The sequence below is a fragment of the uncultured Bifidobacterium sp. genome (genome assembly GCF_959020155.1).
In the GTDB taxonomy this organism is placed as follows: Bacteria; Actinomycetota; Actinomycetes; order Actinomycetales; family Bifidobacteriaceae; genus Bifidobacterium.
Genome location: NZ_CAUERC010000002.1, coordinates 87,506 through 110,352 on the forward strand (window position 1 = coordinate 87,506; position 22,847 = coordinate 110,352).

Annotated in this window: 17 protein-coding genes and 1 tRNA gene; 2 read left to right on the top strand and 16 right to left on the bottom strand. The window is 60.9% G+C overall.

The window, feature by feature from the left end; all coding sequences use genetic code 11:
- Nucleotide 1 precedes the first annotated feature (1 nt).
- The 8 genes from clpB to Q5H31_RS01110 form a co-directional block, all read right to left on the bottom strand.
- Entirely contained in the window at nucleotides 2-2,719 is a 2,718-nt protein-coding gene (gene clpB, locus Q5H31_RS01075) for an ATP-dependent chaperone ClpB (RefSeq protein WP_034984503.1), read from the bottom strand.
- 302 nt (nucleotides 2,720-3,021) lie between these two features.
- Nucleotides 3,022-3,843: a fumarylacetoacetate hydrolase family protein gene (locus Q5H31_RS01080; protein WP_003810077.1), complete on the bottom strand. Its 822-nt coding sequence runs from the start codon at nucleotides 3,841-3,843 to the stop codon at nucleotides 3,022-3,024.
- A gap of 95 nt (nucleotides 3,844-3,938) precedes the next feature.
- Entirely contained in the window at nucleotides 3,939-4,490 is a 552-nt protein-coding gene (locus Q5H31_RS01085) for a hypothetical protein (RefSeq protein ID WP_034984576.1), read from the bottom strand.
- A 297-nt stretch (nucleotides 4,491-4,787) separates the two neighbouring features.
- Nucleotides 4,788-6,386: an isopeptide-forming domain-containing fimbrial protein gene (locus tag Q5H31_RS01090; RefSeq protein ID WP_055309061.1), complete on the bottom strand. Its 1,599-nt coding sequence runs from the start codon at nucleotides 6,384-6,386 to the stop codon at nucleotides 4,788-4,790.
- A gap of 162 nt (nucleotides 6,387-6,548) precedes the next feature.
- Nucleotides 6,549-9,158 (bottom strand): vWA domain-containing protein, encoded by a 2,610-nt coding sequence (locus Q5H31_RS01095; protein WP_302457389.1) that lies wholly within the window; start codon nucleotides 9,156-9,158, stop codon nucleotides 6,549-6,551.
- A gap of 144 nt (nucleotides 9,159-9,302) precedes the next feature.
- Entirely contained in the window at nucleotides 9,303-10,592 is a 1,290-nt protein-coding gene (locus Q5H31_RS01100; protein ID WP_085381164.1) for a class C sortase, read from the bottom strand.
- Between the two features lie 275 nt (nucleotides 10,593-10,867).
- The gene (locus Q5H31_RS01105; protein WP_042990520.1) at nucleotides 10,868-11,686 is read right to left on the bottom strand and encodes a YggS family pyridoxal phosphate-dependent enzyme; all 819 of its coding nucleotides are present in this window, start codon (nucleotides 11,684-11,686) and stop codon (nucleotides 10,868-10,870) included.
- A gap of 288 nt (nucleotides 11,687-11,974) precedes the next feature.
- Nucleotides 11,975-12,394 (bottom strand): hypothetical protein, encoded by a 420-nt coding sequence (locus Q5H31_RS01110; protein ID WP_011743759.1) that lies wholly within the window; start codon nucleotides 12,392-12,394, stop codon nucleotides 11,975-11,977.
- 371 nt (nucleotides 12,395-12,765) lie between these two features.
- On the opposite strand from Q5H31_RS01110, the gene Q5H31_RS01115 reads away from it, so the two are divergent.
- Complete coding sequence (locus tag Q5H31_RS01115) at nucleotides 12,766-13,923, top strand: glutamyl-Q tRNA(Asp) synthetase (protein WP_085382710.1); 1,158 nt, start codon at nucleotides 12,766-12,768, stop codon at nucleotides 13,921-13,923.
- Nucleotides 13,924-14,018: 95 nt separating this feature from the next.
- Here the strand turns inward: Q5H31_RS01115 and Q5H31_RS01120 are convergent, their stop codons facing one another.
- The 3 genes from Q5H31_RS01120 to Q5H31_RS01130 all read right to left on the bottom strand — a co-directional run bounded on the left by Q5H31_RS01120 (nucleotide 14,019) and on the right by Q5H31_RS01130 (nucleotide 16,090).
- The gene (locus Q5H31_RS01120) at nucleotides 14,019-14,921 is read right to left on the bottom strand and encodes a DUF3152 domain-containing protein (protein WP_236837174.1); all 903 of its coding nucleotides are present in this window, start codon (nucleotides 14,919-14,921) and stop codon (nucleotides 14,019-14,021) included.
- 175 nt (nucleotides 14,922-15,096) lie between these two features.
- Nucleotides 15,097-15,828 (bottom strand): MIP/aquaporin family protein, encoded by a 732-nt coding sequence (locus tag Q5H31_RS01125; protein WP_003810106.1) that lies wholly within the window; start codon nucleotides 15,826-15,828, stop codon nucleotides 15,097-15,099.
- Between the two features lie 188 nt (nucleotides 15,829-16,016).
- Nucleotides 16,017-16,090 (bottom strand) — tRNA-Lys (locus tag Q5H31_RS01130).
- 398 nt (nucleotides 16,091-16,488) lie between these two features.
- On the opposite strand from Q5H31_RS01130, the gene Q5H31_RS01135 reads away from it, so the two are divergent.
- Nucleotides 16,489-19,578, top strand: a complete 3,090-nt coding sequence (locus tag Q5H31_RS01135) for a zinc-ribbon domain-containing protein (protein ID WP_302457390.1) — start codon at nucleotides 16,489-16,491, stop codon at nucleotides 19,576-19,578.
- 140 nt (nucleotides 19,579-19,718) lie between these two features.
- On the opposite strand, the gene rplI is transcribed toward Q5H31_RS01135, so the two are convergent.
- From rplI to Q5H31_RS01160, 5 genes are all read right to left on the bottom strand, one after another.
- Nucleotides 19,719-20,165, bottom strand: a complete 447-nt coding sequence (gene rplI, locus Q5H31_RS01140) for a 50S ribosomal protein L9 (RefSeq protein WP_003810110.1) — start codon at nucleotides 20,163-20,165, stop codon at nucleotides 19,719-19,721.
- Between the two features lie 19 nt (nucleotides 20,166-20,184).
- Entirely contained in the window at nucleotides 20,185-20,433 is a 249-nt protein-coding gene (rpsR, locus tag Q5H31_RS01145) for a 30S ribosomal protein S18 (protein WP_003810112.1), read from the bottom strand.
- A gap of 85 nt (nucleotides 20,434-20,518) precedes the next feature.
- Nucleotides 20,519-21,178, bottom strand: a complete 660-nt coding sequence (locus Q5H31_RS01150) for a single-stranded DNA-binding protein (protein ID WP_003810116.1) — start codon at nucleotides 21,176-21,178, stop codon at nucleotides 20,519-20,521.
- 42 nt (nucleotides 21,179-21,220) lie between these two features.
- Nucleotides 21,221-21,508, bottom strand: a complete 288-nt coding sequence (gene rpsF, locus Q5H31_RS01155) for a 30S ribosomal protein S6 (protein ID WP_003810120.1) — start codon at nucleotides 21,506-21,508, stop codon at nucleotides 21,221-21,223.
- A gap of 280 nt (nucleotides 21,509-21,788) precedes the next feature.
- Entirely contained in the window at nucleotides 21,789-22,802 is a 1,014-nt protein-coding gene (locus Q5H31_RS01160; RefSeq protein WP_011743767.1) for a ribose-phosphate diphosphokinase, read from the bottom strand.
- Between the last annotated feature and the right edge of the window lie 45 nt (nucleotides 22,803-22,847).

The window sequence follows — 22,847 nt, forward strand, 5'->3', positions numbered from 1 at the left end:
GTCACTCAGCCGGGTTCGGGACGTCGGCGGAATCGTCCGTCTTCTCCTCGCCCATATCCTCCAGCTGGTCCGCGGCCCACGCGGACAGCTCCAGGTGGTCGCCGCCGGTCTGGTCCACCAGCACGGTGTCGCCGTCGTGCACTTCGCCGGCCAGCAGCATGCGGGCAAGCTGGTCGCCGACTTCGGTCTGCACCAGGCGACGCAGCGGACGTGCGCCGTACGCCGGATCGTAACCGGTGTTGGCAAGCCATTCGCGCGCCGAATCGGTCACGTCGAGCGTGATGCGGCGGTCGGTCAGACGTGCGGACACCTGCGCGACCTGAATGTCCACGATGCCGCCGAGCTCCTCGCGGGTCAGCGGGTGGAACATGACCAGTTCGTCCAGACGGTTGATGAATTCCGGCTTGAACTGCATGTGCACGGCGTCCATCACGGCCTTCTTCTTGGCGTCCGCGTCCATGTCGGGATTGACGAGGAACTGCGAGCCCAGGTTGGAGGTCATGATCAGAATCGTGTTCTTGAAGTCCACGGTCCTGCCCTGGCCGTCGGTCAGGCGACCGTCGTCAAGCACCTGCAGCAGCACGTCGAAGACTTCCGGATTGGCCTTCTCCACCTCGTCGAACAGCACCACCGAATACGGACGGCGACGCACGGCTTCGGTAAGCTGGCCACCCTCTTCGTAGCCGATGTAGCCCGGCGCGGCTCCGATCAGGCGGGACACGGAGGCCTTCTCCATGTATTCGCTCATGTCGATGCGCACCATGGCCTTCTCGTCATCGAATAGGAAGTCGGCGAGCGCCTTGGCCAGTTCGGTCTTGCCCACGCCGGTGGGGCCGAGGAACAGGAACGATCCGGTCGGACGGTTCGGGTCGGAGATGCCGGCACGCGAGCGACGCACGGCGTCGGAAACCGCTTGGATGGCTTCCTTCTGGCCGATCACGCGCTTGCCGAGGTACTCCTCCATGTGCAGGAGCTTCTCGTTTTCGCCCTGCATAAGACGGCCCACGGGGATGCCGGTCCAGTCGGAGACGATTTCGGCGATGGAGTCGGCGTCGACGCGGTCGGGGACCATCGGCACGTCGGCGTTGGCATTGTCGGCTCCGCCCGATTCCGCCTCGTTCTTCTCGGCTTGGGCGATTTCCTTCTGGATGGCCGGGATTTCGCCGTAGTTGATGGCTGACGATTTCGCCAGGTCGCCTTCGCGCTCGTACTTTTCGGCTTGCGTACGCAGCTCGTCGAGCTTCTTGCGCAGGTCGCCGATACGGTTGTGGCCGTTCTTTTCGGCGTCCCAACGCGCTTTCAGCCCGTTGAGCTTTTCGCTTTTGTCGGCGATTTCCTGGTTCAAATCGGCGAGACGGTCCTTGGCGCTGTCGTCCAGTTCCGCTTCGGCCTTTTCCGCGGCCTTGTCGTTCTTCGGATTGCCCAGCAGGTACGACTTCTCCATCTTGAGACGGTCCACCTGGCGGCGCAGTTCGTCGATTTCCTCAGGCGAGGAGTCGAGTTCCATGCGCAGGTGCGCTGCGGCCTCGTCCACCAGATCGATGGCCTTGTCCGGCAGCTGGCGTCCGGAAATGTAGCGGTTCGACAGGGTTGCCGCCGCGACCAGCGCGTCGTCGCCGATGGTCACCTTGTGGTGGGCCTCATACTTCGGCGCGATGCCGCGCAGGATGGCGACGGTGTCCTCCACGCTCGGCTCGCCGACGAACACCTGCTGGAAACGACGTTCGAGCGCCGGATCCTTTTCGATGTTCTCACGGTATTCGTCCAGTGTGGTGGCGCCGATCAGGCGCAGTTCGCCACGGGCCAGCATGGGCTTGAGCATATTGCCCGCGTCCATGGAGCCTTCGGCCGCGCCCGCGCCGACGATGGTGTGGATCTCGTCGATGAAGGTGATGATCTGCCCGTCGGCCTTCTTGATCTCCTCAAGCACGCTCTTCAGACGTTCCTCGAATTCGCCACGGTACTTGGAACCAGCCACCATGGAGCCCAGGTCAAGCGAGATAAGCTTCTTGTTCTGCAGGGTGGTCGGCACGTCGCCGGCGACGATGCGCTGCGCCAGGCCTTCGACGACGGCGGTTTTGCCGACGCCAGGCTCGCCGATCAGCACAGGATTGTTCTTGGTACGGCGGGACAGGATCTGGATGACGCGGCGGATTTCCTGGTCGCGGCCGATCACCGGGTCGAGCTTGCCTTCCTTCGCGGCGGCCGTCAAATCGGTGGAGTACTTCTCCAAAGCCTTGTACGAGCCTTCCGCGTCGGCGCTGGTCACCTTGCGGTCGCTGCCGCGCGCGGCGGTCAGGGCGTTACGCAGCTTATCCGCGGTAAGACCGTTCTTTTCCAAGATGTCCGCGCTTTGATTAGGTTTCGCGGCCGCGATTGCGACCAGCATGAGGTCGACGGTGACGTACTCGTCTCCCCTCCGTTGCATTTCTTTTTCGGCTTGCGATAGCACCGCCGACAGCTGCCTGCTGACGTCCGGCTGCGTTGTGGTCGATCCGCTGGCGCTCGGCAGCGATTGCATCGCCTGATGCACTTCGGCGCTCACGTTTTGCGCGTTGCCGCCTGCCGCTTCGATGAGCGCGCGGGCCATGCTGTTTTCCTGACGCAGCATCGCGTCCAGCAGGTGCAGGGTGTCTACCTGCGGATTGCCCAGCGCCGCCGCGTTCTGAACGGCGTCCGAAAGCGCTTCCTGCGCCATCTGCGTGAACTTCTGTTCCATATCATCCTCCATGGTTCGCGCCCGGCCGCCCGGCCTTCGCTACCGGGCCGGCGTTCGGACGCATATGTCGTTGTCTGATATGCTCAACCGACTTCATCGCCATTATATTCCCAAAACTTGAGTCCCACACACTCAACTTTTTGTGTTTCTCAAAACCGTCTTTCGACACAGGACGGCAGTCACCGACAATCACCAGCGCTCACCGGCAATCGCAATACATACGAAAAAGGCGGGCAGTAACGTAACGAAATCACGAAACGTTGCAAACCCGCCTAATCCAAAATCCGCCAGCAAGCCGAAAATCAGCCGCGCACCACCACGTTGCGCAGATCGCCGATGCCCTCGACGTGCACGATCGCCTCGTCACCCGGATCCAGATGACCCGACGCGTTCGGCGTACCCGTCATAATCACATCGCCCGGCAGCAGCGTGGTGAAACTCGTAATCGCCGCGATCTGCTCAGGAATGCCGTGAATCAGATTCGCCGTGGTACCCGACGCCATCGGCACATCCTCACCGTTGAGCGTGAAGGAAATCTTCGCATCCTTCCAATCCACATCGTCACGCGTCACAATCCACGGACCCAACGGGCACGCCGTATCAAAACCCTTCGCACGCGTCCACGTCGGATCAAGACCCTGCAGATCACGCAACGTCACATCATTCACGCACGTGAAACCCAGCACATAATCCATGGCCTGCTCCACCGGCACATTCTTGGCGATACGACCCATCACCACAGCCAACTCCGGCTCGAAATTCATATCATTCGAACACAGCGGAATCACAATCGGATCATCCGGACCAATCACCGACGTGCTCGGCTTGGTAAAAATCACCATATCCTCCGGCGCATGCTTGATATCGGAATGACCGGCCTCATGCATGAACTGCGCATGCGCCTCATAATTCTTCGCCAAACCGTACACCTTCGACGGAATCACCGGAGCCAGCAAACGAATGCCGTCACCATCCACCGGATAGCGCTCGCCGGTCGGCTCGACGGCCTGGCCGGACAGCGGATAGCCGTTCAAGGCCACGAGATAGTCCTTGCCGTCGTTCTTGTCGGTCTGAACGAAGGCGTACTGCGGTACATCATTATGCGTAAAACGTGCGATTCTCATACCCGCAAGTCTACCCGCTCGCCACGCCCGCCGTTCTCGACATGCGTCGCTTTGCGGACGATGCCGATTGCTCGCATTTTTTACGATTTTTGCGATTATTTGCGATGCAGTTCCGCCCGCAACGCCGCCACCTCGCGTTCCAGCTCGTCGATGCGGCGCACCTGCTGGGCGATGAGCAGGTCGCGCACGTCACCTCCCGACAGAATCGGGACTTCGGCTGCGTTGCGCGGCGCGGGCAGCGTCGCATTGTTTTGCGTTTCCGCTGGTTGCGTTGGCTGCACCGGCTGCGATACCGCAGATCGAGCAACCTCCGCAGATTCCGCCGACGGCGCCACATCCGCCGACGCCGATGGCACCACTCCACCATTCCCATCAACCGATACCAGCCGGTCCGTGCCCATACGGCAGGCAATCTTGCGCCAGCGCGCGAAACAACGTTCGATGCGCTTATAGCCGATCAGCGATGGGTCGAGTCCGGCTTCGCGGAACAGTTCGACCGGCGATTCGCCCGCATGGTACCGGCGCATGCAGTTGTGTTTGAACGATTCCGTGTAGGTGATGCGTCGCGACGTCGCTTCGGCCACCACCGGCAGCGAGCGCAGATATTCGACTTCTTCCGGACTGAACGCTCCCCCACCGTTGCACATGATGTTCCCTTTCGGCTTGGCGTGCGGCGGCTCCCTTCCACCGCACGGCAGTCGAATGGCCTCCGTCATGCCATTCCCCTGTTCGGCTTGCGATACGTGTTTGCGATGCAAGGCCGCAATCCGATTCGTTGTTCGCTTTGTGTTCCATCATACCGGTACGAATGGCGTTTTTCCAACCATTTCAGGCGGTACGAAACCCTAAATCGCCCGTATTCGTCACAACAAAAGCGGGTGAACCGTTGATCGCTCAACGACTCACCCGCCCGAACAAGCCCCGTTGCCTGTCTGCTGGCCCGCTCAGACCGCCATCGGCGTATCCGATTCGCGGAAGCGCAGCACGAGCGCCAGTCCGGCTCCGGCCATTACCAGGGCCGCGATGGTGAACAGCACGGTGCCCATTGCGCCGGTGAGCGGCAGCTGCGTGACGTTCTTCACGTTCTTGACCTGGATTGCCTTGTCGGACATGCCCTCGTCAAGCCTGCTTGCCAGACCGAGGTTGTTGGCGCCGACCAGCTTGAAGGTCGACTTGCCGGTTTCCTGGTTCACAGCTAGTTCGACGGTGAAGACCGGCACAAAGTTCTTCGCATAGCCGCTCGCGAATCCGATTTCCTTCAGCGTGTACTTGCCGGACTTCAAGCCCATGATTTTCACGTCGCCGGTGGTGGTTTCCACATCCGCGACAGCGCCGTTCTCGTTCGCTTCGGCAAGGCGGTATTCGCCATCCACAATCTTGATGAACTTGAGCGGGGTCTGCGAAACCTCGGTTCCCTCGAACACGTGGAACTTCGCTCCTGCGAGACCATTGGCATCGCTTCCGACACCGTACTTGTGGAAGGAGAAGCCCCCGGTATAGGAGTCGAATTCGACCGGCGTATTCCACACCTCGGTGTCACGGGACACGGCCGCCTTGTTGGTAACCTTGTTGCCCATGTCGATGATGTCCTTGTTGACCACGGCGGTGTAGGTGATGACCAGCTGGCCGCTCTTGTTGGCCAAGTCGAATTCCAGCACGGTGGTGGTCTTGCCGTCGGCTCCAACGGTCGGAACGGTCACGTAGGCGAACGGCATATTCGTTTCCGTGCCATCCGCGGCTCGAACAACGGCCTTGAAGTCCTTGTTGACCGTCAGGCCCTTGGATGCCACGTCCTTCACGAAGTACGGATACTTGTCGTAGCCTTCGGCCGCGTTCGGAATATCCAGCGTGATGGTGTAGGCGACGGTCTGCCCAATGCTCACGCCTTCAGTGGTGGTAATCGTATCGGCCGTCTTGCCCGGCTGGTCGGGCTCATTCTCGTTCTTGGCCACAAACATGCCGACAGCGTTGATCTTGCCCTGGCCGGTTGCCGGATCGCCCTTCACTTTGAATGTGGCGGCCACGCCGTTCAGCGTGGTGGCGACGATGGCATTGGTTCCCCGACCGCCGTCCTTGTCCACATCGGTGATGAGATACCAGCCTTCTTCAAGCGAACCGATGGCAGCCGTACCGCCGTTGCCTGCAACGGTTTTGTCGGCAACGACGCCATCGCCAACCGCCAACGAGGCCGCGAATGTGCGGAACCAGGCGGCGTCGTTATCGCCGGTCTTGGTTGCGGCGAACGCGGCCGGATTGCTGTCATATTCGGAGGGCATGCTGACAACGGGGTCCATGTTGTTGTTGGCGGCGGCCACCGCGTCGGTCACAGCAGTCACCCAATCGGCGTCGGTGTCGACCTGCACGGCGTCGCCGTCCACCGTCAGCGAGGCGAACTTGTACGCGGAGTAGGTGTGCCCCTTCTGCGAATGCCGCACTTCGATCGATGCGCTGCCGGCCGCGTACGCTCCGGCCGTGCCGAACGCCATACCGCCCAGCAACGTTGCTGCCGCGGCGATTACTGCACAAAGCCTTCTCGTCTTCATGATGAGAGACCTCTCTTCCTTGGTTTGGTCGGCCTTGTTACCGCAGCCGATTGGTTGGTTTTATGGGAAGTTTCGTAAGTTGTGTTGCTCTTTAGTTGTGATTGAAAAATTGCGATTGCCGGATTGCGATCAGAGAATTGCGATTGCCGTCCGGCAGTTCCGTCACGGCCGTCCGCGCCCGATCAAAGCCAGTCCGACGATGCCCGCAAGCAGCAGCACCAGTGCCGTGACGCCGGCCACGACCAGCCAGGTCCGTCCTTCCGATGCGCCGGACAGCGGCAGCACGGCCACCGTCTCTTTCACGTTGGTGAACGAGGCTTCGTAGGTGGCGGTCTGTCCCTTGTCGAACGCGCTCCACATGTCGGCTCTGGTGATGCTGATCGGCACTGAGGTGACGTTGCCTTTCGCGTGATAGCCGGCGATGTTGCCTTCCGTGACGGTGTAGTCGCCTGCCATCACGCCACGGAATGTGTACTGCCATTCGCCGGTAGGCAGCTCGTCATCTTCGGAAAGGTCTTTGCCCAGCTTCGATGCGCCGCCCTGCATGAAATCGATGCGCAATGTGGCTCCGCTCGCCGGCATTCCGCCTTCCCAATGTTTCGTCACGACCACGTTGGCGGACGGCACCTGCAATACGGGATGCTGGTAGGCCGCGCAGGCGGACTGCTTGTCGAAGGTGTAACAGACCTGCGCCGACGCGTTCGATCGGAAGCCCGGCTTTCCTGCGGAGGTCGTGCCGGTGCCCGCGTCGCCGGTCGCGTCGTAGTTGATGCCGCCGTCGACCATATTGACCCGCGCGTAGGCGCTGTCGGTTGGCACTATGCCGTACGAGAGCGTGTAGGTCGCGTTGTGCAGCAGCTCGTAATCGCCGGCGAATTCGACGCAGATCTTGCCGTTGCCGGCGTCGCTGTACCACAATGTGTAATCACGTTCCAGCACTGGAGGCGTAGCCCCCGAAGGCAGATTCGTCACGTTGAGCGTCACGCCGCCGGTCACCCGGTAGTAGGTCGTTCCGCCGAAGTTCCGCATGCTGGCCATGTTCCAGACAACGCCATCGACCTGCGCGTATTCGGACAGCTCGTCGACGATCGAGACGCCGCTGTAGGCGCTTCCCGTGGTGATCTCCTTCTGGATGTCGTCGAAGATCTTCGTCAGGTCGTCAGCGCTGTTGGTGGCCTTGTAGTAGCCGAGGTTGCCGCCCGTACCCCAATTGGCTTTGTCGTACGCGGTGGCGTTCGGATAGTTGCTGGACACGGCGTGCATGAACTGGTTGGCTTGGTCGTTCTCCCTGTTACCGAACGATTGCTGCTCCGGATTAGCGCCTTCGAAGATGCCGATGCTGTAGATGAGCGTGCCGGCCGATTTCATGGCGAGCGCGGTTGTCACGGCGTCATTGGCGACTCTCGTGCTAAAAGTGTTTTGCGTGGTCGGCACACCGTCCGCGAAGAAAATGACGATTTTCTTCGCGCCTGGCCTTGCCTGCAGCAATGCCGTCTGCGCGGCGGCCATGCCTTTGTCCGCAGGGGTCGCGCCATTGGCGGACAGCCTGCTCACCGATGATTTCAGAGCGGCGGTATCGCTGGTCAGGGAACTCACCACGCCGGATGTCTGCCCGAATTGAGCGATGGCGATTCGCACTTTGCTGTTTTCGTCCTGGATGGTGTCGTTGGTGGTCTCGGTGGCGTCGATGAAGCTGGTCGCCGCTTCTTTCAGCGCCGTCAACCGCTTCGGATTCGATTTGTTGCATCTTCTTTGGCTTCCGTCCATGCAGTAGTTCATCGATCCGGACGTGTCCAGTACGAGCACCACTTCGATTTTCTCCGTGGTCTCATGGCTTTCGCGGGTATCCTTGCCCACCACGTTGAGGTTCAGCGTGTATTTGCCGCCGTTGTTGTATGTGATGCTTTTCGTGTGGTCCGGCTGCGGCACGGCGACGTTACGCGCGGCACGCATCACGGTTTTGCGATTGAAGGTGAAGCGATCGCGCATGATGTGTTCGTCGGCGTCGGCATCGTCTTTGGCAGCATCATTCTTGTCGTTATCGTTGCCGTTTTGAGCCGACGCGGCATCCTTGTCGGCGTCATTCTTACCGTTCTTGTCGACATCGTCGGCATCTTCAGCAGTGTTGCCATCGTTGTCAGCATCGTCCGCATCGCCGGTTTTGCCGTCATCGGCTGTCGCGCCCGCATCGCCATTCGCCACAGCATCCGTGCGATTTTCGCCGGCATGGTCGTTTCGATCGCCGTCTTGAGCCGGTGCAGCACCATTTGCAGGTACGTCAGCGTTCTCAGCCGTCGGCTGCCTAACCGCCTGCCGTTCCTGCTCCTTCTGCTCATTCGGCTGTTCCGTCTTATCGCACGGCTGCCGCTGTTCCGGCATCGTCTCCGACGGTTGTTCCGGTTGCGATTGCGACTGCAGTTGCGATTGCGCTTGTTCGTTCGATGGCTGCTGCGATTCGCCGTCGTCCGTAAGGCATTGTGCGTCGTCATCGTCCGTTGCGGACTGTCCGGCAACATCTTGCCCGGCAATGTCGGCAACGTCCGATCCGACTGCGTTTTCAGCATCGGATTGTTGTGTCGATTCCGGCTGGCTCGCTACGGATTCGGCGGCCACGTTGCCGCCATCCGTCACCGTTTCGTCGGCGAACGCGGTCGCGCCGGCTCCCGTGGTGCCGGCCAGCATCGCAATCGTGACAAGCAATGCGGTGAATTTTCCCATCCGCGCGCCACACCGGCTTATGAAGCCGGCAAGCGGGTCCTTCATCCACTTCATGACATGTCCATCTCTCATGGCGCTGCGGCGAATTGCCTATGCGCCTCCATGCCTTGAACCTTATGGATGAACGTTTTGAAACCCGTCCCCTCCATTGATGGGTTCGGGGAACGTGCGGACCAGCGAAAATCGCGGCCTTCCCCCTTATCCTTTACGCGGCCAGGCGGAAGCGTGCCGCATGATTCGGTGTCGGGGCCGCATCGACCGCACGACCATGCAGCACAACAGCATGCCGCCCATCGTGCAAACGATGGTCATGGCGAGCACGCCCAGTTCGGTCGCACGTTCGTCGCGCACGTCGGCCGGATCTGGCGCGGGCAGCGGTATTGCGACGCGATGCCCGGAGACTAGCAGCCGATGCGTGTTGATGCCGTATGGCGTGCAGGTCATCAACGTCAGCCGGTCTTCGCCGGGCACGATTTTCAACCGTGAGACGTCGTCCGGTTCGATCACGCTGATTCGGTCCACTTCGTATCCCAGCGTCTCGTCCATCACTTTGATGTACATGAAATCGCCGTCGTGCAGTTCGTCGAGCCGTGTGAACATCAACGATTTGACCAGGCCGCGATGCCCGGTGACCACCGTATGCGAGCCAGTGCCGCCGACCGGCAGGCTGGTGCCGTACAGATGCCCGGCACCGACGACGAGCACCGGTTCGGACGTGCCATGCCGAATCGGCAGTTCCACGCCGATTTTGGGCACCAATACCGTGCCCATGATGCCTGCGCCGGAATCCAGCAGGCCCTGATAGTTCGCGTCCGTGTCCGCAGCGGAAAGCCCGGCACCGCCGGAAGGCGCCGAATCGTCGGCGGTATCAGCATCTCCGGCAGTGCCAGCCGGTCTGGTAGTGAACGGATCGGCCGCCTCGCCCAATACCGGCTGTCCTTCCACGGCAAGCCGCCGATTGTATGCGCGCGCCCGTTCCAACTCCTCCATCGCCATCGGATACGGCCATCCGGCAACCGTGCGAGCCGCCGAATCGGATGTCTCGGCCAAGCGCCGCGCGGAATGCGCCTGCATGGCGAACGGCAACGACGCGACCACCACCGCGCCCACGATCAGCAGCACGGACACGCACCGCACCAATATGAAACGAATCCGCCGCAGCCTGCGCGCGCGAACCACATCGGCAATGTCAATCGCCTCGTAAAACGACGGCGTTCCAGCGAACGTTCCAGCAGACGTTCCAGCGAACGCAACAGTTCCGGCATGACCACTGTCGGCAGCTGCACCGGCATCAGATCCGACTCCGGCGCCATTGCCGATGCCATCGTTATCATCACCGGCATCATAGGAATCAGCCGAGGCGCCCGCCACGGCACCGAACAGCCGCATGGGCGAACGCAGCACCGCATGCGCATGCACGTAGGAATCCGTCCTGCGGGCGAGCAGACGGACGGGTTTACTCATCAATCGAGAGGCAGACCAAAACATGGGTTTCTCCTTCGAACACACCCATGTTCACACCCGCCATACGAAAGCCCTTGCCCCCTATAGGAGGGCTTACCCCTAGAAAGACAACGGTTTCAGGCACGAAACCGGCAATTATGGCACCAAACCGCGCAGCACCCCACCTACCGGCGGAACGCAGCTCAGACAAGCCGTTTTTCAGAGGAATGCAAGTCAGACGAATGTAAGCCAGACGAATGCAATCCAGGCGGACGAGCCCCGCAAATCCTTAAAAAAACAGAAAAAGTCAAAGAAAGCGCTCAGATGAACGCACGCTCACCGAAAATCGCAGTGCCGACGCGCACGATGGTGGAACCTTCGGCGATGGCCAGTTCCATGTCGCCGGTCATGCCCATCGACAGTTCCCGGCAACGGTCCGTGCCCGGTTCGCCGGATGCGAGGATGAGGTCGCGGGTCTTGCGCAGGTGCGAGAAACCGCGGCGAATCACCGTTTCGTCGTGCACATGCGCGCCGATCGTCATCAGTCCCTGCAATTCGATGCCGTCCAACGTGCCGATTTTCTGCGCGATGCGGATGGCGTGCGCCGGATCGCAACCGGATTTCGATTCCTCGCCGGATTCGTTGACTTCCAGCAGCACGCCGACAGTAATACCGCGAGCCACGGCTCTACGTGAAATTTTTTCTGCCAAATCGATTGAATCGACCGATTCGATAGTGTCGACCACCGGCAGCACTTTGCCGATTTTATTGCTTTGCAGCTGGCCGATCAGGTGGAATGGAATATGCTCCGCCGCAGCATCCGGCGCGGCGCCTGCGACGCCCAGCGAAAACCCGCGTTCCGCGCATCGCCGTGCCAGCCCTTCGGCCTTCGCCGTCACTTCCTGCGGACGGTTCTCGCCGATCATGCGCACGCCGGCATCAATCGCAACCATGATTTCGCCGATGTCGCGCGTCTTCGTGGCGGCCAGCAGGCGCACGGAGCCGGCTTCGCGTCCGGCTTGTTCCTCAGCTGCCGCGATGCGGTCGAGCACACGATGCACGCCGTCCGTGATCTCACGTGCGCGCGCATCGTCGATCACCTCGTTGGCGAGGTTCTTGTGATCCATGTATGCAGTCATCGTCCACCTCTCGCAAGTTCATTCGACCGCCGGTCCGCGGCCGGCACCACCGTTTCCGGCATGTCGGCTGATATTTCGATACCAGTGTTACCAGAAAACCGCCGACAACGTATAAAGAAGCCCGCGCGATGACCTGAAGTGAAGCGATAAAGCGGTCATAAATTCGCGCGGGCTATAAAACCAGACGGCAGTAGAAGGGGGACTTCAAAGACTCCGTCTACGCATTTAATGTATCAGATAAATGCGCGCGAACCGCCGGAAAAAACCAATAAATCTGAAAACTTTTTTTCAGATTTTATCCCCCTTGCGCAGCCCCTCCACCAAACGCTCCAATTTATCGACGCGATCGCTCAACACCATCACCTGGCATACCAGCGATTGAATCTTGCCCAACGGCACTTCCGACATCGCATTGTGGCTGTCCACAGCCGTATCATGCGGTTCCGGCTCTTCGGCCGCCTTGCGCATGATGTCCTCGTCGCGCTTCCAGCGTGCGATATTGCGTTCGATGCGCTTGTGCCCGATGACCGATGGGCTCAATCCCGCGGAAATGAAGATCGCAGTTGGCTTCTCCCCCTGCAGATACCGCCTCATGCAGTCGATTTGGAATTCCCTCGCATACGTGATTCTGCTGTCCGTCACCGCGTCGATCGACGGCAATGTACGCAGGTATTCGATTTCCGCTCTGCTGAACTGTCGCTTCGTCATATTCGCCCCTTGTAAATCCCCTTTTGACCGGCCATACCGATAACGCATAGACCGAATTGCCGAAATCACCACCCAGAATACCGGATGACGCACACCACCTTACGCACACCCCAAACGAAACGCGCGGCCCGTATCACCATGCGCTAAATATCCTTCTCACACTGTGAGATATCTCACAGCGACGGCACGTTTTCGGAGCACGCTGCAACCTCGGCATGGCACGTCACGGCACGTCCAGCAACGCATTCCACAATCGCGTCCCACGAAACCCGCCGTTCCGGCCGCCGATGCAGGTACAGTTGCAAGCATCGGCGCAACCGGTCTCCGCATCGGCAACACCGAACCGCCCGCCAACGACAGGAAGGAACCCCGTGCCAGGTCGTTTCGCCCCCACCCCATCAGGCCGCATGCACATCGGCAACATCTATGCGATGCTCGGAGCATGGCTGTCCGCGCGCAGCCGCGGCGACGGCATGCTGCTGCGCATCGAAGACATCGACGAACCGCGCGTGGTGCCCGGCGCGGCCGAACTGATGATGGACGATCTGCATTGGCTTAGCTTGGATTGGGACGGCGATCCGGTGTTCCAATCCGCTCGGCACGACCTGTACCGTGAGGCGCTGCATTGCTTGGAAAACCTGACGATTGACGACGCATACGATTCGCCGTTTGACGAGCGCAACAACCACACCCCCGCAGTCGGCAGCGCAGCCAACAACGCAATCGCTGGCACAACCCCGCTGATTTACCCTTGCTTCTGCTCGCGCGCCGACATCCGCGCAGCCTCCGCACCGCAGGAAGGCGACCGTTTCATGGTGTATCCCGGCACGTGCCGCCGGCTTATCGCCAGCAATCCGGATACCGTCCGGCAGCGGCTGGCCAACGGCGACCGCCATTCGCTGCGCATCGCCATGCCCGCCGACACAAACCCGCACGCAACCGTCCAATTCGATGACGCAGTGTTCGGCCATCAGGAATTCAATCTGGCGCACGACGTCGGCGACACCATCGTGCGCCGCGCCGACGGCCTGTTCTCCTACCAGCTGGTGGTGGTCGTGGACGATCTTGACATGGGCGTCGACGACATCGTGCGCGGCCGCGACCTGCTCCGGTCGAACGCCCTGCAAATCGCCATTCGCCGAGCGCTTATCAAGGCGGGATTCCGCAAGGCGAAAACGCAGGCTTCTGCACCATCGCAGCACGCACCACAATCGCAATACACCCCATATAACCCCGAAAACCCACGGTATGCGCATCTGCCGCTTATCGACAACGCGGCCGGCCGCAGGCTCGCCAAACGCGAGCGCTCTTTGGATATGGGGGCGCTGCGCGCGCATGGCGTCACCGCGGAACAGGTTGTCGGCTATTGTGCGTGGCTGCTTGGTTTGCAGGGCGATTCCGCGCATACCAGTCCGCAGCCGATGAGCGCCGTCGAGGCGTTGCAGGAGTTCGATTGGGGTAAGGTACGGGCCGATACGGCCGACCGCAGTATCAGCCAAGACGATTTCGACGCGTATTTCGGCCTGTGACAACGGCTGGCCGGGTCTCGCCGAATTGCCGAGACGACCCGGTCAGTCCGGAAAACAGCAGAAAACAGCAGAAAATAACGGGAAGCAGTCGACGTTCAGCCGATCCACAGCTCCGAGTCAAGCGGATATTCGTTGACCTTGCAGCCGTCCAAATGCATGGATTGCTCCTGCATCAGCGGCGCCAACTGGCCTTCGCCGGCGCAGGTCGTTTCGTTGTCGATGTGCCCCAGCCGGTGTCCGACCTCATGGTTGATCACCATCGTGCGGTATCGCGCCAGGTTGCCGCCGGCGGCGAGCCATTGTTGCGTGCCGCCGTTCCAACGGTCGTCGTTGACGATCACGTTGTTGTCGACCCTGCAGCTGTATTCCACCGAGCATGATGGCGAGAACGACGTCATTCCCGACGCTTGGGACAGCACGAGATTGAAATCGCAGTTGCCGTCCGTGGATTGGTCGAATATGGCTCCGGCGCGTGGCCATCCGTGTTCGTCGTTGAGGATGCGGAACGCCGCGTTGCCGAATTCGTCGGCCGAACCGACGTTTCCTTTGGCTGCGATGCAGTAATGGTATTGCGTCACCGGTTTGCCGCTGTTTTGCGCGGTTTCCTGCGCTTTGTTCAGAATCGCGGTTTTCTCGTCGTCGCCCAGTGCCGCCGATTGCGCGCTCACCGCTTTGGCGACGGCCTGCTCTTCCTGCGATTGTTTGGTTTCCGGTTTGGTTTTTTTGGCCGTCTTATGCTGATTGGTTTTGGCTGTTTTCTTGGCTGGCTTCTTGGCCGACGTCGAATGCGTGGCTTGTGCCGTCGTCTGCGTGTTCGGCGTCATGCGGACCAGTAGTGCGTGCACGCTGCAGGACGTCATCGATGCGATCAGCAGGAACAGCACGAGCACCAGCACGGCGGCCCTGCGGATGCGAAACGCCTCAAGCCGTTCCCGTTGGCCCATTGTGGCGTCGGCTTTCGGATCGAGCGCACGTATGATACGACGAATCCGCTTCAATCCAGCCTCCCGATATGGTGATGTTTCTCTCTTCGGCAACAGTACCAGTCTCAGTCAACATGCCGAAGCCGCCGACCGCCATGCATACCACCTATGCGTAAGGCCCGCGATTCCGGAGGGAATCACGGGCCTTACCAGCATGCCAGACGAATGCCGGCAATCGTCAAAGTAATGCTCAGGCGAACAGCACCTTGAACAGGAACGCGCCGACGATAGCGCCTGCGATCGGGGCCACGACCGGAATCCAGGCCTCGCCCCAGCGGGAATCGCCCTTGTTCGGAATCGGCAGGATGGCGTGCAGGAGGCGCGGCATGAGGTCGCGGGCAGGGTTCAGACCAGGGCCGGTCGGGCCGCCCATGGAGGTCACGAGGCCCCACACGATGAAGCCGACGACGATGGATGCGGCGGCCGGGTTCGCCTTGCCCCACGGCAGGGACAGGCAGCACAGGGCGCCGAGCACCAGCATGAAGGTGCCGAAGAACTCGTTGAGGAAGTAGTTCACGCGGTCGTTGTGCGCGTCGGTGGTGCAGAAGGTGCCGAGGATGGCTTCGGCATCGTCGGTGTCCTTGTAGTGCGGCAGGTAGGTGACGTACACGATGAGCTGGCCCGCCACTGCGCCGAGCAGCTGGGCGATGATGTACGGCAGGACCTCGTTCCACGGGAACATGCCGTTGACGGCCTGCGCGAGGGTCATGGCCGGGTTGATGTGGGCGCCGGAGACGCCGCCGAACATCAGGACCGGGAACATGACGCCGAAGCCGTAGCCCATGGCGATGTTCAGCCAGCCGGCATGGTAGCCCTTGGTGTTTTTCAGTTCCGCGTTGGCGACAGCGCCGTTGCCGAAGACCATCAGCACGGCGGTGCCGACGAATTCCGCGGCAAGCTTGGTGAAGAGTGTGTATTCCACTGCAGTTTCCTCTATTGCTTCTTCTCTAACGATTCTTACGATTCGTGCGATTCGAGATGAATTGCGATTCCGCTCTGGGCGGACAACAGCGCACTACCTTACTCCGTACGGAGGAAGTAACGCGGCTTTGGGTGGACACATGTCCGAAATACGAAAAAGACCCAAGCCATTGGCTTGGGTCTTGTCTGTGCCCCCTCAGGGATTCGAACCCTGGACACGCTGATTAAGAGTCAGCTGCTCTAACCAACTGAGCTAAAGGGGCGTTGGTCTTGGCGAGGTTTTTGTTCTCGCTGAGCACATGGAGTAAATATACTCAGAATCGGAAAGAACGCAACCCTCGGCGTGTCGCAATCATAAAACCGCTATTTTCCAACGTTTTCAGCAAATCGCCATCTATGGTGCACATCGCGCCATACGACGAAAAATGCGGCGTGATGGCGCCATAAAATCCAAGTAATCACATTTTCTTCACATTCTGCCTCAATGCAACCACTCCGACAGTCAACGGCACGAACTTTTCCATCACACATTTCCACCGCGGCGAGCCGAATAGCACGCATCATCGTCGAGCCCGTCGGCGCGCCAGAGGCCCTTTATAATAAGGCCCATGGCGCGTCACAGGAGTATATGACGCGCATCAAGAAGGAGAAAGGCTTACCTATGGCATGCCCAAATTGCGGTCAGCCGACCATCGAAGGCGCTAAATTCTGCGCCTCGTGCGGCTCACCGCTCACCCAAACGACCGCGGCGGCACCGCAAGCGCCGGCCGCGCCGGAATCCGATGACGGCACCATGCTGTCTTCCGCGCCGCACATGGCACCGGCCCCGCAGATGCCGACCGCTGCCGTTCCGCTGCCCAATAGCGCCGCACCGGCAGCTCCGCAAACCACCGTCCCGCAGCCCACCACACCGCAACCGGCGGCGCAAGCACAGCCGACCGCTCAGGCGCAGGCAACGCAAACGGTGGCACCACAGGCCGCGCCGACGCAGCAGTTCCAGTATGCGCCATCCCCGGCCCCGCAGCCGGCAGCAGCGCCGCAGCCAAGCCAGCTGACCCAGCAAATCGCCCGTCCGGCGGCCGATCCCACCATCACCGCGCTGACCACACCGCAGTCCATGAAGACCATGGGCGCCAGCCTCGGCATCGGTCTCGGCGCGAGCGTGGTGTTCGCGCTGCTCGCATCGATCGTCTTCTTCATGGGCAATGCCGCGGCCAGCAACGGGCTTGCCGGCATTCCGGGCTTTTCCGACACCGCCTCCTTCCTGGGCAACAACGGTGTGTCCGGCTCCGGCCCGAATTTCTTCCAGATTCTCTTCACCGTGATGACGCTCGGCGTTGGCGGTTCGCTGAATCTCAAAACCAGCTCCCAGGGCTTCTCGCTGAGCAATCTCGGCATTGACGCCTCGCACGTCAGCGTGACGCTGCCGGTCGGACTGCCCGGCGTGGCATTGGCGATCGGCGCCGCGTTCGGCGCATACATGCTGGCACGCAGGTTCGCGCTTCGTTTCAAGTGGACGGGCGTCATCAGCTCGCTGATCGTCGGCGTGCTGTCCGGCCTGGTGCTGCTGGTCTTCGCCGCCATCTTCCCGGTGACGGTGGGTGGTTCCTACAGCGACTATTCCGCTTCCGCGTCGCTTTCCGGCGTGTCCTTCCGCACGTTCTGCATGGCGTTCCTGCTGTCGGCGGCCGGTGCGCTGGCCGGCTACGCGTTGGCACAGTATGCGGGCGATTCGGGTAACGTCTTCTCCGCCGCTTGGCGTTGGGCGCACCGCGCTCGTGGCTTCGTGCGCACGCTGGTCGAATCGTTTGCGATCTACGGAGTGCTGTTCCTGGTGCTTGGCCTGGTGGCGACGATCGCCATGTCCGCCGCGAACCATCTCGGCGCAGGCGGTCTGCTGCTGGTTCCGCTGCTGTTCCCGGCTCTGCCGCTTATGCTGATTTCGCTGTCCTCGTTCGGCGGCATCGCCTTCTCGACGTCCAGCTACAGCGTCCATACGATCACGTTGTTCAACGTGTCCTCCCTCAGCCAGTATGGCTGGATTCTGTGGATCTGCTTCGTGCTGTTCCTGCTTGCCACGTTCTATATCGCGCTGCGTGAGATCGCGCGCAATATGTACGACCCGTATTACGCGGGCTGGCAGCATACGTGGAAGGCTCCGGTGGCCGCGATGACGTTCTGGCTGGCCGCGGAGTTCCTGTTCACTTATTTCGCGGCGGGATACGCCTCGTCCAGCATGTCGATGACGGCTCCGATGTGGTATTTCCTTGTCGCCGGTATCTGGGCGTTCCTGATCGAGGTGGCCGCGATGACGTTCGGTCCGACGCTGGTGGCGTCCCTGCCGGGCATGTGGCGGATCGTCGTCGGCGGCACCGTGCAGCAGACCCCGCAGAACGTGGTCGATTACGTCAAGTCCTGCGATCCGTCCTACGGCATGAAGAAGACCTCTGCCACGGCCGTCGGCACGACCGCAACAGCGACCATGCCGACGGCTTCGGCTGCCGCACAGCCGGCCAATCCAACTACTCCGGCAGCTCCGGCCGCATCGGTCCCCCAGCCCGCGACGCCGGCTGCGCCGATGCCCGCGCCTACCGCTCCTACCGCTCCTACCGCAACGCCTGTTTCACAGGCCGTTCCACAACCGGTCGCCCCGACGTCCATGCCCAATACGACAACGGGCAACACGGCAACGGGTGCGGTGCCGCTGCCGCAATCGCCAGCAGGCGCGGCTTCTATGCCGGTCGCAGCTCCGGGGGCAGGTCAACCGCTCGACCCAAAAACTAAGAAGACGATCCTTATCAGCGGCATCGTAATCGGTGCCCTGATTGTGTTGGGCATTGTCTACGGTGTGCTCAACTCGACCGTCTTCAGCGCGAAATCCGTGGCGCAAAGCTATCTGACGGCGATTGCCGACGGCAAGTATGACAAGGCCAATGACATCGCCGATCCGCAGGTGGACAAGGACCAGCTCAAGCTGCTGTCCGACACCGTAGCGAAGGCCGACAACGCCACGATCGCCAACCCGCATATCGATAGTGTCAAAACCGTCGAAGGCGTGGCCAAGGTCAACGTGACGTATTCGCTGAACGGCAAGAACGTCAACGATTCGCTCACCATCAACAAGGACGGGTCGAAGTTCCTGCTGTTCCCGAATTGGAAGATCTCGAGCCCACTGCTCAAGACCATCACCGTGTCGGTGCCCAATGCCGTGGAATCGTTGTCCGTCAACGGTGTTGACGTGACCGCGAAGAATGCGGAGAAGTCGGACAGCGGCACGTGGACGCTGCGCGTCTACCCGGGTTCGTACAAGGTGTCGATCGGCAAGTCGGGGTATGTCACCAGCGGCATCACCATGGTGCGCACGAACGCGGACTCCGATGCCGCCGATCTCAAGATCATGCCTACGGCCAAGCTTAAGGAGGACTTGAGCAAGGCCGTGAACGCCAAGCTGGACGAATGCGCGAAGTCCACCGACTACGCGCCGGAAGGCTGCCCGTTCGGCTTCGACCTGTACGACGAGGACTACTACCGCAACTTCGCGTGGTCCATCAGCGTCTATCCGAAGCTGTCCGACATCGATCTCGATTACGGCACGTTCTCCACCCGGCAGGGCAAGGCGAAGTGCACGTATGAAGAGAAGAATTTCGACGATTCGTGGGAGTCTCAGGACGACAGCACCCACTTCACCGTCAACGGCAGCTTCAGCATCAGGGATGGCAAGCTCAGCGTCACGATTGACGATGAGGACTGATGCCGGCTAAAGAGCGGATATAGGAAAATCCCCCGCACCAATCGGTACGGGGGATTTTCGATGCTTAAGCTCAGACGTGTTTCAGCCTGAAGTCATTCACCGCCGGTCCGTAAGGACGTCGAGCGGTGAATGGGGCGAAATCACTCAGCGACGACCTTCACGAAGAAGTTGGCGGTGATTTCCGGGTGCAGGGCGACGGTTGCCGGGAAGTCACCGGTGGTCTTGATCGGCTCAACGGTGATGTTCTTCGGGTTGACCTCAACCTTGGAGGAGAGCGCGATGGCGATCTTCTCTGCGGAGATGCCGCCGAACAGCTTGCCGGACTCGGAGACCTTGGCAGCGATTTCGACGGTGGAACCCTCGATGATTTCCTTGGCGGCAACAGCCTCTTCGCGGGTGGCGACGGCCTTGGCCAGACGAGCGCGCTTCATGGCCTCGATCTGGGCGGCGGCACCCTTGGACCAAGCGAAAGCCAGGCCCTGCGGGAACAGGTAGTTGCGGGCGTAGCCGGACTTGACGGCCACGACGTCACCCGGGTGACCCAGGTGGTTGACGGACTTGGTGAGAATAACCTTAGTTTCAGCCATTGTTCAAACCTCTCTAAGATCAGCGGCCGGACGTGGCGTACGGCAGCAGGGCCATCTCGCGGGCGTTCTTGATAGCCTTGGAGATCTCGCGCTGCTCCTGCACGGTGACACCGGTGATACGACGGGAACGAATCTTGCCGCGATCGGAGATGAACTTACGCAGCAGGGCGACGTCCTTGTAATCGATCTCGGTGACCTTGGCGGCCTTCAGTGGATTCGGCTTCTTCTTAAACGGCTTGACCGGCGGCTGCGGCCTCTTGCGTGACATCTTGATGTTCTCCTTAAAATCTGGAAATACTGCGATTAAGCTGCTTGTTTCGCTGTTCGCCTATGTTGCGGACGGTTTCGGTCCGTCAGAATTCCGGTTCGTCGCTGTCGCCGCCGAATTCGGAGGAACCTCCGAAGGACTGGGACGCGCCGAAGGAACCGAAGGACGAGCCGGAGTTATCCGAGCTTGACCACGGGTCCGAGGCCGGAGCGGACTGTGCGGGAGCGGCGTTGACCGGAGCGGAGGCTCCACCCTGATATCCGGCGCCGCCAGCATAGCTGGAGCCGCCCTGATATCCGCCGTTGTTGCCGCCGAAACCGCCGTTGTTGTTGGCGTTGTTGTAGCCGCCGCGATTGCCGCTGAAGCCTCCGTTGCCGGACGAGCTTTGACGGGTCACCTGGGCGGTCGCGTAGCGCAGGGACGGGCCGATTTCGTCGACCTGCATCTCGATGACGGTTCGCTGGGAACCGTCCTGCGCCTGGTAGGAACGCTGCTGCAGACGGCCTTGCGCGATGACGCGCATGCCCTTGGACAGACTCTGCGCGCAATGTTCGGCCATGTCGCGCCACGCGGAGCAGCGCAGGAACAGGGCCTGACCGTCTTCGAACTGGTTCGAGTTACGGTTCCAGGTGCGCGGAGTGGAGGCGATCGTAAAGCTGGCGACGGCGGCGCCGCTGCCAATGGTACGAATTTCCGGATCGGCCGTGAGGTTGCCCACCACGGTGATTACAGTTTCACCTGCCATGTCGTTACCTACTTACTTTGCAGCTTAGAAAGCTTGGTTTACTTACTTGCGAAGAATCTTCGTACGGATGACGGATTCGTTCAGGTTCAGCAGACGATCGAGTTCGTCGCTGGTGGCCGGCTCAGCGGAGTAGTTGACCACGACGTAGTTACCTTCGGTCTTGCCGGCGATTTCGTAGGCAAGCTTGCGACGGCCCCAGATGTCGATGTTCTCGACGGCACCGCCTTCCTTGGTGACAGTTTCCAGATACTGCTCGGTCAGCTTCTTCAGACCGCGCTCATCCAGCTCAGGATCAGCAATGAACATCAGTTCGTACTTATGCGCAGACATCACCCACCTCCTTCGGACTATCGGCCATGGACCTTCCATGGCAGGAGTGTGTATGCGTGCTGCCTTCAGGCATCGATAAGTCGCAATGAACATATGGATACGATTGATGGCAACTTGTACAGGCTACCCCGACGCCGCGACGTATCGAAACGGCGTCTGCCGGGCGCGAAATCACGTGCGGAGGCAAGCAAAAAGCCCCGCTCGCAAGCGGGGCTTAATCGCAAAGAATCGTAATAAATCCTGAAATATCGCGAGAGCCGTATGGCAATCGCGCGAAATATCAGGCGTAGATGTTGCGCGGGCGCATGTCTTCGGGCAGGCCGTTGAGCAGCGTCGAAACGGAGCCGGATTCGAACACGGAGCGGATGCCGGCGGCCAGCAGCGGGGCCACGGACAGGACGGTCATGTTCGGCAGGCGCTTCTCTTCGGGCACCGGAACGGTGTCGGTGAGCACGATTTCGCGTGCGCCGCAGTTCTTCAGGCGTTCCACGGCCGGGCCGGACAGCAGGCCATGGGTGGCGACAAGCGTCACGGACTTCGCGCCGGCGTTGTTCAGCGTGCGCACGGCCTCGCAGATGGTGCCGGCGGTGTCGATCATGTCGTCGACGACCACGCAGTCGCGTCCCTTCACGTCACCGATGATGCCGTGTGCCTCGGCATGGTTCGGGCGCGTGGTGTCACGGGTCTTGTGGATGAAGGCGAGCGGCAGTCCGCCGAGCTTGGCGGCCCACTGTTCGGAAACCTTGATGCGGCCGGCGTCCGGGGACACGATGGTGGTGTTCTCCAGCGGCATGCTGTTGCGCACGTAGTCAAGCAGGATCGGCATGGCGGTCAGATGGTCGACCGGGCCGTCGAAGAAGCCCTGCTCCTGGGCTGCGTGCAGGTCGACCGTCATGATGCGGTCAGCGCCGGCGGAACGGAACAGGTCGAACATGAGGCGTGCGGTGATGGGCTCGCGGCCCTGATGCTTCTTGTCCTGGCGGGAGTAGCCGAGGAACGGCGCGACCACGGTGATGGAACGTGCGGAGGCGCGCTTCATGGCGTCCACCATGATGAGCTGCTCCATGATCCACTTGTTGATCGGCTCGGTGTGGGCCTGCATCACGAAGGCGTCGGCGCCACGGACGGGCTCGGTGTAGCGCACGTACATCTCGCCGTTGGCGAAATCGTATGCGGTGGTCTCAAGTACGTCGGTTCCCAGGTATTTTGCGGTTTCCTGAGCCTGCTCGGGGTACGCGCGACCCGTCACCAGAGCCAGTTTCTTATCCGGAGTGCCTTCGAGAATCGCCGACATGCTTGCCTTCCCAATTGTTCGGTGCGTGAAATTAAGCCAAACTCC

Excerpts from the sequence above, each read along its gene's own strand:
- clpB (WP_034984503.1), bottom strand. The coding sequence starts at position 2,719 with ATGGAACAGAAGTTCACGCAGATGGCGCAGGAAGCGCTTTCGGACGCC.
- Q5H31_RS01080 (WP_003810077.1), bottom strand. The coding sequence starts at position 3,843 with ATGAGAATCGCACGTTTTACGCATAATGATGTACCGCAGTACGCCTTC.
- Q5H31_RS01085 (WP_034984576.1), bottom strand. The coding sequence starts at position 4,490 with ATGTGCAACGGTGGGGGAGCGTTCAGTCCGGAAGAAGTCGAATATCTG.
- Q5H31_RS01090 (WP_055309061.1), bottom strand. The coding sequence starts at position 6,386 with ATGAAGACGAGAAGGCTTTGTGCAGTAATCGCCGCGGCAGCAACGTTG.
- Q5H31_RS01095 (WP_302457389.1), bottom strand. The coding sequence starts at position 9,158 with ATGAAGTGGATGAAGGACCCGCTTGCCGGCTTCATAAGCCGGTGTGGC.
- Q5H31_RS01100 (WP_085381164.1), bottom strand. The coding sequence starts at position 10,592 with ATGTTTTGGTCTGCCTCTCGATTGATGAGTAAACCCGTCCGTCTGCTC.
- Q5H31_RS01105 (WP_042990520.1), bottom strand. The coding sequence starts at position 11,686 with ATGACTGCATACATGGATCACAAGAACCTCGCCAACGAGGTGATCGAC.
- Q5H31_RS01110 (WP_011743759.1), bottom strand. The coding sequence starts at position 12,394 with ATGACGAAGCGACAGTTCAGCAGAGCGGAAATCGAATACCTGCGTACA.
- Q5H31_RS01135 (WP_302457390.1), top strand. The coding sequence starts at position 16,489 with ATGGCATGCCCAAATTGCGGTCAGCCGACCATCGAAGGCGCTAAATTC.
- rplI (WP_003810110.1), bottom strand. The coding sequence starts at position 20,165 with ATGGCTGAAACTAAGGTTATTCTCACCAAGTCCGTCAACCACCTGGGT.
- rpsR (WP_003810112.1), bottom strand. The coding sequence starts at position 20,433 with ATGTCACGCAAGAGGCCGCAGCCGCCGGTCAAGCCGTTTAAGAAGAAG.
- Q5H31_RS01150 (WP_003810116.1), bottom strand. The coding sequence starts at position 21,178 with ATGGCAGGTGAAACTGTAATCACCGTGGTGGGCAACCTCACGGCCGAT.
- rpsF (WP_003810120.1), bottom strand. The coding sequence starts at position 21,508 with ATGTCTGCGCATAAGTACGAACTGATGTTCATTGCTGATCCTGAGCTG.
- Q5H31_RS01160 (WP_011743767.1), bottom strand. The coding sequence starts at position 22,802 with ATGTCGGCGATTCTCGAAGGCACTCCGGATAAGAAACTGGCTCTGGTG.